Source organism: Pseudomonas sp. UBA6699 (genome assembly GCF_002454615.1).
In the GTDB taxonomy this organism is placed as follows: domain Bacteria; phylum Pseudomonadota; class Gammaproteobacteria; order Pseudomonadales; family Pseudomonadaceae; genus Aquipseudomonas; species Aquipseudomonas juntendi.
Genome location: NZ_DKJF01000025.1, coordinates 76,077 through 89,229, shown reverse-complemented (window position 1 = coordinate 89,229; position 13,153 = coordinate 76,077). Strand labels below are relative to the sequence as shown.

The 13,153-nt window shown below is 65.9% G+C and carries 10 protein-coding genes; all 10 read right to left on the bottom strand.

Annotated features, from left to right (window positions below; translation table 11 throughout):
* The coding region (locus B3361_RS06100; RefSeq protein WP_286902936.1) for a histidine kinase dimerization/phospho-acceptor domain-containing protein at nucleotides 1-1,010 on the bottom strand (1,010 nt) is incomplete at its 3' end.
* Nucleotides 985-1,659, bottom strand: coding sequence for a heavy metal response regulator transcription factor (locus tag B3361_RS06095; protein WP_054881694.1), 675 nt, complete (start codon nucleotides 1,657-1,659; stop codon nucleotides 985-987). The genes B3361_RS06100 and B3361_RS06095, both read right to left, overlap by 26 nt.
* Before the next feature lie 9 nt (nucleotides 1,660-1,668).
* A complete protein-coding gene (locus B3361_RS06090) occupies nucleotides 1,669-4,761 on the bottom strand; it encodes a multidrug efflux RND transporter permease subunit (RefSeq protein ID WP_054905376.1) in 3,093 nt (1,030 codons plus the stop codon).
* A complete protein-coding gene (locus B3361_RS06085) occupies nucleotides 4,758-5,921 on the bottom strand; it encodes an efflux RND transporter periplasmic adaptor subunit (protein WP_054905375.1) in 1,164 nt (387 codons plus the stop codon). Before B3361_RS06085 ends, B3361_RS06090 begins: the two co-directional genes overlap by 4 nt.
* Nucleotides 5,922-6,086: 165 nt before the next feature.
* Nucleotides 6,087-6,821, bottom strand: a complete 735-nt coding sequence (locus B3361_RS06080; RefSeq protein WP_054905374.1) for a YkgJ family cysteine cluster protein — start codon at nucleotides 6,819-6,821, stop codon at nucleotides 6,087-6,089.
* A complete protein-coding gene (locus B3361_RS06075; protein WP_009685180.1) occupies nucleotides 6,818-7,129 on the bottom strand; it encodes a hypothetical protein in 312 nt (103 codons plus the stop codon). The genes B3361_RS06080 and B3361_RS06075 overlap by 4 nt, the downstream gene beginning before the upstream one ends.
* Nucleotides 7,130-7,216: 87 nt before the next feature.
* Complete coding sequence (locus B3361_RS06070) at nucleotides 7,217-8,116, bottom strand: chemotaxis protein (protein WP_029886117.1); 900 nt, start codon at nucleotides 8,114-8,116, stop codon at nucleotides 7,217-7,219.
* A gap of 245 nt (nucleotides 8,117-8,361) precedes the next feature.
* A complete protein-coding gene (locus B3361_RS06065; protein ID WP_029886116.1) occupies nucleotides 8,362-9,546 on the bottom strand; it encodes an HlyD family type I secretion periplasmic adaptor subunit in 1,185 nt (394 codons plus the stop codon).
* Entirely contained in the window at nucleotides 9,543-11,711 is a 2,169-nt protein-coding gene (locus B3361_RS06060; RefSeq protein ID WP_054905373.1) for a type I secretion system permease/ATPase, read from the bottom strand. Before B3361_RS06060 ends, B3361_RS06065 begins: the two co-directional genes overlap by 4 nt.
* Complete coding sequence (locus tag B3361_RS06055) at nucleotides 11,708-13,144, bottom strand: TolC family outer membrane protein (protein WP_286920139.1); 1,437 nt, start codon at nucleotides 13,142-13,144, stop codon at nucleotides 11,708-11,710. Before B3361_RS06055 ends, B3361_RS06060 begins: the two co-directional genes overlap by 4 nt.
* Nucleotides 13,145-13,153 lie beyond the last annotated feature (9 nt).

Below are 13,153 nucleotides of genomic sequence, written 5' to 3'. Positions count from 1 at the left end.
TGCGCGTCTTCGAGAATGTAGTCAAGGTAGTCGAGTGTGGTCGCCACCTCTTCGGCCAGCGATGCCTGGGTCAGGGCAGTGGCTTTGCTGCCCTGGTCGGCACTGGCCAGGAACAGCATGTCGTTGATGATGCTGCGCAGGCGCTCCAGCTCTTCCAGGTTCGATTGCAGCACTTCGAAGTAGTGCTCGGCGCTGCGCCCGCGGGTCAGCGCCACCTGGGTCTGGCCGATCAGGTTGGTCAGCGGCGAACGCAGCTCGTGGGCAACGTCGGCATTGAACGCCTCCAGCCGTGAGTAGGCCTGGCTGACCCGGTCGAGCGCGGCGTTGAAGGCACTGGCGAACTGCGCCAGCTCAGGGGCCAGGGCCTGGGTTTGCAGGCGCCCGTCCAGGCGTGGCGGGGCCAGTGCCTGGGCCTCCCTGGAAAGCGCCAGCAAAGGGCGCAAGCCGATGCGCGCGACCCAGTAGCCCAACACCGAGGCCAGCAGCACGCCAAGTACCGCCAGCCCGATGATCGCCAGCAGCAGGCTGTGCTGGGCCTGCCAGAAGGTTTCGGTGTCGATGCCGATCATGAACCGCAGTGGCGGGCGCTGGCCTAGCGCCGGCAGCTCGCTGACCAGCACTTTGTACGGGTAGGGGTGGTCCGGCAGGCGCAGGTCGCGCATGCCCTGCGCGCCCTCGGCGAACTGGCGCACCCGCGCGCTGGGCTGGCCATATTCATAGCCGGGGTCGCTACCGACCACCCAGAAACGGATGCGCTTGTCTTCCTCGCTCAGCAGGTTCAGCTTGTTGATGATCTTGGCCCAGTGCTCGGGCGTGCCGTAGCGGTTGAGTGTGGATTCGAGCACGCTGAAGCGCGCCTCCAGCTCGGCTTGCGGCAACAGGTCGAGGCTGCGGTCGACCTGGCGATACAAGGCCGAGCCGATCAGCAGGAACACGGCCAACGCCACCAGGATGAACAACGCCGACAAACGCAGCGCAATGGAGTTACCCCGCACGGTTTTCCAGGACATAACCCATGCCTCGAATGGTGTGCAGCAGTTTCTGGTCGAACGGCCCGTCGAGCTTGGCCCGCAGGCGTTTGATCGCGACCTCGACCACGTTGGCGTCGCTGTCGAAATTGATGTCCCAGACCAGTTCGGCAATTGCCGTCTTCGACAGGATTTCCCCCTGCCGGCGGGCCAGCACGCTGAGCAGCGAGAACTCTTTGGCGGTCAGGTCCAGGCGCTGGCCGGCCCGCGTGGCCTTGCGTGCCATCAGGTCGATCCACAGGTCGGCCACCTGAACCTGCAGGGGCTCATGGCTGCTACTGCGGCGGGTCAGTGCCTGTAGCCGGGCCACCAGTTCCAGAAACGAAAATGGCTTGCCCAGGTAGTCATCGGCGCCTTCGCGCAGGCCACGGACACGGTCTTCGACCCGCTCACGGGCGGTCAGCATGATCACCGGGGTCTGCTTGCGCGCACGCAGGGCGCGGAGCACGCCGTAGCCGTCCAGCCCGGGCAGCATCACATCCAGCACAATGACGGCATAGTCGCCCTCCAGTGCCAGGTGCAGGCCATCGATGCCATCGCGCGCCAGGTCCACACTGAAGCCTTGCTCGGTGAGGCCGCGATGCAGGTAGTCGGCGGTTTTTTCTTCGTCTTCGATGATCAGCACACGCATGGTCTTGTCCTAACTGGCACTTGGCGCTGCCGCGCGGGCAGCCTGACGGCGATGGAACAGGCGCTCCAGGGCCAAGTATATGACCGGGGTGGTGAACAGCGTCAGCGCCTGGCTCACCAGCAGGCCGCCGACCACGGCAATGCCCAGTGGCTGGCGCAATTCGGCGCCGGTGCCAAAGCCGAACATCAGCGGGACCGCGCCGAGCAGCGCGGCCAGGGTGGTCATGATGATCGGCCGGAACCGCGTCAAACAGGCCTGATGAATCGCCTGCTCCGGTGAAAGGCCCTGCTGGCGCTGGGCTTGCAGGGCAAAGTCGATCAGCAGGATGCCGTTTTTCTTGACGATGCCGATCAGCAGCACGATGCCGATCAGCCCCATGATGCTGAAGTCCTGGCCCATGGCCCACAGCAGGATCAACGCGCCAAGGCCCGCCGAGGGCAGGGTGGAGATGATCGTCAGTGGGTGGACAAAACTTTCGTACAACACGCCGAGAATGATGTACACCGCCACCAGTGCCGCCAGGATCAGCCAAGGCTGGCTCGCCAGCGAGCTTTGGAAGGCCTGCGCCGCGCCCTGGAAGTTGCCGCTGATCGAATCGGGCATGCCCAGCTCGCGCTGGGTGCGTTCAAGGATGCTCACCGCATCGCCAAGGGCCACGCCCGGGGCCAGGTTGAACGACAGGTTGGCGGCCGGGAACAGGCCGTCGTGGCTGATCGACAGCGGCCCGGTGCTGGGCGGCGCCACATGGGCCACGGCCGCCAGGGGCACCATTTCATTGCTCAGGGGCGAACGCAGGTAGAAGTAGTTGAGGCTCTCGGCTTTACCACGCTGGCGCGCATCCAGTTCCAGAATGACCTTGTACTGGTTGGTGTCGGTCTGGAACTCGCTGATCTGGCGCTGGCCGAAGGCGTCGTACAGTGCCTGGTCGACGTCTGTAGTGGTCAGGCCGAAACGGGCGGCGGCCTGGCGGTCGATGTCGATGCGCGTGACGCTGGCCCCCAGTTGCAGGTCATTGGACAGGTCGCGCAGCGCCGGGTTGTTGCGCAGCCGCTCGGTCAGGCGCTGGGTCCAGAGGTTGAGCGCCTCGGCGTCGTTGCTCTTGAGCACGTACTGGTACTGGGTGCGTGAAGGGCCGGAGCTGAGGTTGATGTCCTGGCCGGCGCGCATGTACAGCACGATCCCCGGCACCTGGGCCAGCTTGGGGCGCAGGCGGTCGATCAGTTCGCTGGCCGAGACATCCCGCTCGCCACGGGGCTTGAGGGCAATCCAGAAACGGCCGTTGGCGATGGTCTGGTTGCTGCCGGTAACGCCCACCGAATGCGAGAACGCGCGCACCGCCGGGTCGGCACCGATGATTTTCGCCAGCGCCTGATGTTTCTCGATCATCGACGGGTACGACACATCCGCGGCCGCCTCGCTGGTGCCAAGGATGAAGCCGGTGTCCTGCAGCGGGAAAAAGCCCTTGGGGATGGCCACGTAGCCCACGATCGCCAGCGCCAGGGTCACTGCGAACACGCCCAGCGTCACGCGCTGGTGGGCGAGGGCACGGTCCAGGCCCCGCTCGTACCAGTTGACCAGGCGTTCGCCGAAACCGCCCTGGTGCCCGTCAGGTGGGCGGTGCATGAACAGCGCACACAAGGTCGGCGCCAGGGTCAGCGACACCACCACTGAAATCAGGATGGTGGATGTGGCGGTCAGGGCGAATTCCTTGAACAGCCGGCCAACCACCCCGCCCATGAACAGCAGTGGGATGAACGCTGCGATCAGCGACAGGCTGATCGAGACCACGGTGAAGCCGATTTCCCCTGCACCCTTGAGCGCTGCGGTACGGCTGTCGTCGCCGGCTTCCAGGTGGCGGTGGATGTTCTCCACCACCACGATGGCATCGTCCACCACGAAACCCACGGAAATGACGATGGCCACCAAGGTCAGGTTGTTCAGGCTGAAGCCCAGCACGTACATCAGTGCGCAACTGGCGATCAGCGATACCCCGAGTACGCTGGATACCACCAGCGTCGCCGACCACTGGCGCAGGAACAGCGCCATCACCCCGATGACCAGCGCCACGGCGATCATCAAGGTCAGTTCCACCTCATGCAGCGAGGCGCGGATGGTTTGCGTGCGGTCCTGCAGCACCGACACCTCGACCGAGGCCGGCAGCATTTCCTGCAGCTTGGGCAGCGCGGCCATGACCCGGTCCACGGTGTCGACGATATTGGCGCCGGGCTGGCGGAAGATCACCAGGTTCAGCCCCGGCTGGTCGCCGGACCAGGCCTTGACGTAGGCGTTTTCCGCGCCGCTGACGACCGTGGCCACGTCGCGCAGGTACACCGGGCTACCGTTGCGGTACGAGACGATCAGTTGCGCGTAGTCCTCGGGGTGGAACAGCTGGTCGTTGGCGGCCAGGGTCGACACGCTGTGTTCGCCGTACAGGGCGCCCTTGGCCAGGTTCAGGCTGGTTTGCGCAATGGCCTGGCGCAGGTCGGCCAGGGTCAGGCCGATGGCGGCGAGTTTTTCCGGCTGCGCCTGCACGCGGATCGCCGGGCGCAGTTGCCCGGTGATGTTGATCAAGCCGACCCCTTCGATCTGGCTCAACTGCCGAGCCAGCAAGGTTTCGGCGTAGTCGCTGAGGTCGTTGCCGGGCATCTGGCTGGAGCTGACTGTCATCACCAGCACCGGGCTGTCGGCCGGGTTTACCTTGCGCCAGGTGGGCGGGTTGGGCAGGTCTTGCGGCAGGCGCGCAGTAGCGGTGTTGATCGCCGCCTGCACTTCCTGCGCGGCCGTGTCGATGTTCTTGTCGAGGGTGAACTGCAGCACCAGGGTGGTCGAGCCCAGCGCGCTGCTGCTGGTCATCTGGGTCATGCCGGGGATGGCACTGAATTGCACCTCCAGCGGGGTTGCCACCGACGAGGCCATGGTTTCCGGGCTGGCGCCGGGCAGTTGCGCGGTCACCTGAATGGTGGGGAAATCGGCCTCGGGCAAGGGGGCCACCGGCAGCCGTGGGAAGGCGATGGCGCCCAACAGCACCAGGGCGAAGGTCAGCAACAAGGTGGCGATGGGGTGGTCGATGCACCAGGCCGAAACACCGTTGCGCGTGTTCATGGCTGGCTCCGCTGGTCTGCCATGGCCGGCGCTGTAGGCGCATCGGGGCTGACCTCTACCCGTGAACCGGGCTTGAGCCGCGACTGGCCATCGAGCACCAGGCGCTCACCCGGCTCGACCCCGGCAATAACGTTCAGCTCGCTGTCCTGGTACAGCACCTTGACCGGCACGCTGGTGACCTTGTCGCCGTCCAGGCGGTAGACGAAGTGCCCGTCCACCCCACGTTGCAACACCGGCGGCGGGACCACCAGGGCGTTTTCCTGCAGGGCGGTGCGCAGGCGGACGGTGACCAGTTGCCCCGGCCACAGGCGGCCGTCCTTGTTGTCGAATTCGGCTTTGACCCGCACGGTGCCGGTGGTGGCGGAAACCTGGTTGTCGATCAGCGCCAGGTGGCCTTCGCCAAGCAGGCTGCGTTCGCCGTCAGCGTCCATGTACGCCTGCACCAGCGCAGGTGCCGGTGCCGTGAGCAGGCGTTGCAGGGTTGGCAGCATTTGCTGGGGCAGGGCGAACTCGACGGCGATCGGGTCGATCTGCGTCACGCTGAACAAGCCTTGCGTGTCGCTGGTGCGTACCAGGTTGCCCGGGTCGACGTTGCGAATGCCCACCCGGCCAGTCACCGGCGAGCGGATTCGGGTATACGACAGCTGCACCTGGGCGTTGGCGATGGCTGCCTGGTTGCCTTTGACGGTGGCCTGCAACTGGTTGACCAGTGCCTGTTGCTGGTCGAGCTGTTGCCTGGACACGCCGTTATCGCGGCTGAGCAGGCGGTAGCGCCGCAAGTCCACTGCCGCCACCTGGATCTGCGCCTGGCTTTGGCCGAGCAGGGCGCGCGCCTGGTCGAGCTGGGCCTGTATGGCGCGGTCGTCGAGGGTGGCGAGCAAGTCGCCCTGCTTGACCCACTGGCCTTCCTTGACCAGAACCTGGGTCAGTACCCCCTCGACCTGCGGGCGCACCTCGACGCTGTGCAGCGACAGCACCGAACCGATGGCGCTGGCGTAGCGGGGTACGTCCCGTTGGACGACGGTTACCACCCGCACCGGGATGGCCGTTTGCGAGCGGGCGGCGGGGGCAGGCTGGCGCTGGGTGTACCAAGTTCCCGCTGCTACCAGGATGAGCAGTACCAAGGCGGCAAGCAAGGCAGAGCGGAACGGACGTCGCATTGGTGCGGGCACCTTGGCCAATGGGGAGGGTGGTCAGTCATTCCATCTTATAGCCGCCGAACCGGGTCGGCAGCGTGACCGCTGGCTGACAACCGTGTCAGTTTCAGATAACCGGCTGCACGGTCTGCTCCCTCGCGGGTGAACCCGCCCCCACCACCTGCAGGGCTAGAAACCGATAAAGGCGTAATACACCGGGGGCTCGTTGGTGGTGTGCAAACCCTGCCCCTGCAAGCCCGCCGCCAGCGTCTCATCCTCCACATGCAAGGTCCACTGTGTACCGTCATCATCCGGCACCTGCGCCAGCGCCCCGGCAAACGCGCCCATGTCCGGCAGGTAGGCGGTAAACCCGTTGCCCTTGAGCGCACTGGTGGTCATGCCCAGTGCCTGGCACACCGCCACCTTGGCGCCAATGTCGTCACGGTCGGCCTGGCGCGAAGCCTGCACCAATGCCTCTAGCCCGGCATCCACCAGTTGCGTGCCGTGAAGCAGCGCAGGCCCCTGCTGCCAGGCTTCTGGCGGGCAGTCCTTGGCCTCTGGGCGCAGGGGGAGGTGCGGGTTGATTTCCACCGGGTAGATGCGGCAAACCAACGGCCGTTGCTCATAGATGCTGCAGCGGTCGTTGTCGTCCAGGTTGCGGCAGCGGCCGGGGTTGAACGCGGCAAAGGTCACCGACACCCGCGCCTGGCCATTGCCGCAGGCTACCGGGTACGACCGGCGCAGCACATGCTCACGTTGCTCCACCGGCATGCCCGGGCCATCGGTGACGAAGGCTTCGATCAGCACAACCACCTGACCGCCGTCATGTGCCCAGCGGCCTGCCTCGGCCAGGGTCAGGGGGACATGGTGGCCGCTGCAGCACTTGCCGCATCCGGTGCAGCCAAAACGCAAGGTGGCGGTCACTTGGCTTGCGGGCTCCATTCGCTGACGAAGGCACGCTGCTGTTGGCGGTCGTACAGGCACAGCTCGGTGCCAGTGCGCTGCTGCATGTGCTTCTGCGGGTAGACACCTTCGACCAGCAAGGCACTCATGCCTACCTGGTCATCGAATTCGGCGGGCTTGCCGCGGGCGTGGGCGTCCTTGAACTGGCTGGCCGCCAGGCAGGCTTTGAGCATCTGCTGGCGCTGCGTGTTCCAGGCCTGGCTGCTGGAAGCCTGGGCGATACCGCTGAAAAGGGCGCAGCCGATCAGGATGGAGCTGAGATACTTCATGGCGGGTTCCGGCAAATTTTTTGCGAGGGCCCGAATTATGCCCGACTTGCCCCCGGCAGCAAGCCGGGGAGTTTGTCGCTGAATATATCAGTGCTCGGCGAACACCACGGCACGTGCTGCCACCACCAGACAATCGGTCAGCTCCGGCGAGGAAAACTTGGTGAGGATGGCATTCGCCCCGGCCTGGGTTGCCTTCTCGCTGCTCATGGCGCTGTCCAGCGAGGTGTGCAGCAGCACGTACAGGTGCTGGAAGTCGGGGGTTTCACGCAGGGTTCGGGTGAAGGCGTAGCCATCCATCTCGCTCATTTCGATATCGGAGACGACCACGTTGATCTCCTGTGCAGTGCCTTGCAGTTCCAGCAGCACATTGATCGCGTCCTTGGCGCTGCGCGCGGTGTGGCACTCGATGCCCAGGTTGCGCAGGGTGTGCACCGACTGCTGCAGGGCCACCTGGCTGTCGTCCACCACCAGGATATTGGTGGCGGCCAGCAGGCTGGCGTCTTCTGCGCTTACTGAGCCGCGCGCTGGCTCTGGCGCAGGCGGGGCAATGCCGTGGATGACCTTCTCGATATCCAGCACCTGCACCAAGGAGTTGTCGACGCGGGTAACACCGGTGATGAACGAGCGGTTGCCCGAGGCATAGGGCGGCGGTTTGATGTCGGTGCTCAGGCAATGCACGATGCGGCTTACGGCCTGCACGTGCAGGCCCTGGCGCGAACGGCTGATCTCGGTGACGATCAGGCAACCGCCTTGCGGGTCCTCCAGCGGCTGCTCGCCGATGGCACGGGACAGGTCGATGACCGACAACGAATGGCCACGCAAGGTGGCTACGCCTTTCACGTGGGGGTGCGACTCGGGCAGCTTGGTCAGCGGCGGGCAGGGGATGATCTCGCTGACCTTGAGCAGGTTGATTGCCATCAGCTTGCCGCTGCGCAGGGTGAACAGCAGCAGCGACAAGGAGTCCGCGCGGGCTTTTTGCGTGGCCATGGTGACCTTCGGTGGGAAACAGGGGGGATAACCGGTTATCGGCCAGGTCAGGCTGGGCTTTAGGGCGCAATCCGCCGCAGATCAAGAAGGCTGAGCAACCCTGTAGGAGCGGCCTCGTGTCGCGAAAGGGCTGCAAAGCAGCCCCGGGGTTTCAGCACAGATGCACAAACTGCAGGGGCTGCTTTGCAGCCCTCTCGCGACACGAGGCCGCTCCTACAAGGGCCAGCGCTTGGCAGCAGTGTGGATCAGCGCTCGCGCAGGGCCTCCTTGGCCCGGTTCAGCGGTTTGATCAGGTAATCGAGTATGGTTTTTTCGCCAGTGCGGATATCCACTGTGGCAATCATCCCCGGGACAATCGCGAAGTGCTTGCCGGCCTTGTTCTTCAGGCTGTCCTGCTCGGTACGGATGAACACGCGGTAGTAGTAGATTTCCGGTTTCACCTCGTCTTGCAAGGTATCCGGCGAAATACCCACCACCTTGCCATCCAGCCCGCCATACACCGAATAGTCATAGGCACTGATCTTGACCTTGGCCGCCTGGTCCGGGTGGATGAAGGCAATGTCGCGCGGGGCGATGCGGGTTTCGATCAGCAGGCGCTCGTCCATCGGCACGATTTTCATCACCTGGCCACCGGGCTGTACCACGCCGCCCAGGGTGTTCACCTCGATGTCCTTGACGATGCCGCGCACCGGCGAACGCAGGGTCAGGCGGGTGAGCGAGTCGCTGCGCCCGCGGATTACCTCTGACAGGCTGTCGGCCTCGGCGCTGGCCTTGGCCAGCTCCTCCCGGGCGCGCACCAGGTAGTCGGACCGGGCCTCGTTGGCTTTGAGTTCAAGCTCCGAACGCTGGCGGTTCAGGCGGATGACCTCGACCCGGCTGGAGGCGCCCATTTTCGCCAGGTTTTCGGTGATCTTCAGCTCACTGCGCACCAGCCGCAGCGAATCCTCGATGCCGGCCAGGGTCTGCTCCAGGCCACGGCGGCGGGTCTGGTACAGCGCCGTTTCCGCTTCGATCAGTTCGGGCGAGTCGCGCAGGCTGGCCGGGAAGGCCAGCGGTTTGCCGGTCACCTCGGCCTGCAGCCGGGCCTGGCTGGCCTTGGCGGCGCGGTACTTGGCCTCGCTTTCGCCCACGCTGGAGGCGGTCTTGGTCGGGTCCAACTGGGCCAGTACCTGGCCGCGCTCGACCAGGTCGCCTTCGGCCACGTTCATCTGCGCGACGATCCCCCCTTCGAACGACTGGATCACCTGCTCCCGGGAGCTGGGGATGACCTTGCCGGTACCGGTGGAAACCTCGGTCACCTCGAACCAGGCGGCCCAGGCCAGGAACGCGGCCAGCATCAGTGCGCTGAGGGTGATGAGGCGCCCGGCGCGGAATACGGCCCGGTCGTCCTGCCCGTCCAGGTAGGACGCCGGGAGTTCGTGGTTGCTCATGCCTGCGCTCCTTGCAGTTTGGCCAATGCGGCATCGCGGGTGTCATCGATGACGATGCGCCCACCGTCGAGCACCACAATGCGCTCCACCCGTTGCAGCACGCTCAGGCGGTGGGTAGCGATCACCAGCGTGCGGCCCTGGCAGAAGCGCTCCAGGTTATCCAGCAGTTTGCGCTCGGTCATGTCGTCCAGCGATGCCGTAGGTTCATCCAGCAGCAGCACCTGTGGCTGGCGCACCAACAGGCGCGACAGCACCAGTGCCTGGCGCTGGCCGCCAGACAGGCCCAGGCCGCCTTCGAGGATCAGGTGGTCCATACCCTTGGGCAGGCGGCGGACAAAGTCCAGCGCCCCGGTGGCAGCCAGCGCGGCCACCAGTTCCTGGTCGCTGGCCTGGCCGGCACCGAGGGTCAGGTTTTCCCGCAGGGTGCCGTGGAACAGCCGCGCGTACTGCGGCAGCAAGCCTACGTCGCGGCGCAGGTCGGCAGGGTCGAGGTGGGCCAGGGCGATGCCGTCCAGGCTGACCTCGCCCTGTACCAGGTCCATGGCCCCGCCCAACGCCTGCAGCAGGGTGGACTTGCCCGCGCCGTTGCGGCCGAGCACTGCAATGCGTTCGCCCGGCTGAATATCCAGTTGGCCAATGTTGAGCACCGGGGGAGATTCTTCGCTGTAGCGGAAGTTGGCCTGGCGCAGGCGGTATTCACCGCGGATTGCCGGCAGGTGCACGCGCGCTTCGCCTTCGGGGTGGTCGACCGCCGACTGCATCAGTTTGTCCAGGCCTTGCAGGGCGACCTTGGCCTGCTGCCAGCGGGTCAGCACATGGGTCAGCTGGGCCAGCGGCGCCATCATTCGCGACGACAGCATCGACGCCGCCACCAGGCTACCGGTGGTGAGGTCGCCGGCGATCACCATCGGTGCACCGACCACGATGACCACGGCAAACACGGCACCTTGCACGCTCTGGGTCCAGGTCACCAGGCCGTTGGTGAGCGTGCGCAGGCGCAGGTTGGTGTGTGCACAGGCTGCGTTGTACTGGTTCCACTGGCGCTCGAAGCGTGCTTCGGCCTGCAGCGCCTTGATTTCGTCCAGGCCCTGGATGCTTTCCACCAGCATGGCGTTGCGCAGCGCCGACTCGCGCATCGAGGCGTTGGCCAGCCGCGCCAGGCGCCGCTGCGCCAGTAGGCCTGGCAGCAGCATGGCCAGCAGCGCCACCAGCGGAATGAACACCAGCACGCCGCCGATCAGCCAGAACACGAACAAGAACAGCAGGAAGAATGGCAGGTCCGCCAACGCCGTGGCAGTACTGGAGGTGATCAAATCGCGGATCGACTCCAGCTCGCGCAGTTGCGAAATGAACGAACCGGTGGACTTCGGCCGCACCGAGTTGCGCAGGCGCAAGGCATGGCCATAGACCAGGTCACTCACCCGCAGGTCGGCGCGCTTGCCGAGCAGGTCGGTGACCTTCAGGCGCAGCAGGCGCATGCTGAAGTCGAACACCAGCGCCAGCACCACGCCGCCGAACAGCACGTACAAGGTGGGCAGTGATTCTGCCGGGATCACACGGTCGTAGACCTGCATCGAAAACAGCACCCCGGCCAGCGCCAGCACGTTGGCCACCAGCGAGGCGACCATCACCTGCCCATAGGGGCGCAGGTCGCGCAGCACGATACGGGCGAACCAGTGGCGGTCGTAGGGGGCGGTGTAGTCATCGGTGCGTACATCGCGCAACGGCCGCGCCGGGCGCAACAGCGCAACCCGGGTGATGCGGCCCTTGAGCGTGTCGCGGGGCAGGCGTGTGGTCAGGCCCTGGTCACCGGCGAACACCACCGCCAGGTCATCTTCTTCGGTGACTGCCTCGACCACGGCCAACTGGCCATCGTCCAGCTCCAGTACCAGCGGTGTACGCCATTGCCGCAGGCCCTTGGCATCGAAGCGCACGAAGCGCAGTGCCAGGCCGGCCTGGCGGGCCATGTGGCGAAGAATTTCGTCCAGCGGCCGGGCATCCTCCACCGCCGCCAGGCGAATACGCTGGGGCGACACGTCCAGGCGGTAGTGGTGCGCCACCTGCAGCATCACCTCCAGCCACGGCCCCAGGTCTGGCCGGTGGGCCGCCTCCGGCGCTGCTGCCGCTGGCTGGGTGGGCAGGGTTACATTGATCGAATCGCTCATGGCTGGATCTCCACACCTTGCAGGTTGCGCCCCTCAAGGCCAAAGGCCGCGCGCAGCGCGCCGGTGTTGTACAGGCAGTCGACATCCAGGCGCAGCAGATCGGAGCGGGTGCCGGCAAGTTCGAACCGTGATTGGTAGATCTCCTGCTCGGCGTTGAGCAGGTCGAGCAGCGGCCGTGTGCCCAGGTCCAGATACTGGCGGCCATAGAGCATGCGCGCCTCCTGGATGCTGACCTGGCGCGCTTCCAGCGAACTCAGCCGGCGGCCCAGCCCGGAGGTTTGTGCCTGAGCCTCGGCCAGGCCACGCCGTGCCTGCAGGCGCGCGGCATCTTCGGCGGAGTCGGCGGCGCTCAAGGCGTGGCTGGCAGCGCGGCTGCGGGCGCTGATCGCACCGCCTTGGTAGATCGGTACCTCGACGTTGAGGTAGATGCCCGCCTGGGTGCGGTCCATGCGTGAGTTATCGCGGTTGTAGTCGTTGTCCAGGTAATGGTTGACCTGGGGCTGCAGCGACACGGTCGGGTAGGCCTCGGCCTTGGCCTGGGCCAGCTCTGCCTGGCCTTGCGCACGCTGGGCCAGGGCCATCAGCACGGCCGGCAGGCGATCATCGCCTTGCGCAGGCCGCTTGCAGGCCTGGTTCAACGCCGCAGGCGACTGCTCGGCCAGGGCCGGCGGGGTCACGCGGCCCATCAGCGCGGCCAGGGTGGAGCGCCAGCGCTCGTATTGCGACTGATATTCCTCCAGGGTGGCGCGGGCGCTTTCCACGCGGGATTCGGCCTGTACCACGTCGGAGCGGGTGCTGGCGCCCATGTCGCTGCGCTGGCGAGCCATCCCGGCAATGTCGCCCACGCCGCGGATCTGCTCGCGGGCAATGGCCATCAACTGTTCGTAGCGGCGGGTTTCGATCCAGGCATAGGCAGTGTCACGGGCCAGGTCGTCCACCACCAGCAGGATATTGGCCTGGGCCCGCGCGGCGGCGGCCTGCGCCGCGTTGACGGCGCTGTCGACCTTGCCGAAATCGTAGAGCATCTGCTTGAGCGACAGGTTGAGGGCCTGGCTGTTGCGATCGCCCCCGTAGCCGGTGTCATAACCGGTGCGGATACCGCCGGAAATCTGCGGGTAGTAACCCGCGCGGGCGACGTTGATGCCTTCCCCCTGTTTGTACAGGTTGCCGATCGCTTCGGCGATGCTGGGGTGCCATTGCGCGGCCTGCAACACCGCCTCGGTCAGGCCCAGGCGCTCGCCACTGGCGATCGGGGCCATGCCGGTCGGTGGCCGCGCAGGCACCGCCGCGGGCGCATCGCGTAGCAGCGATGGCCCGATGTGGCGCAGGTGGGGGTCTATATCATCGGCTGCCTGGGCAACCGGTTGGAGATTCAGGGCCAGGAGCCCGCAGGCTCCAAGCAACAACGGTGACAGCGGACTGCTTCGCTTCACATAGTTCCC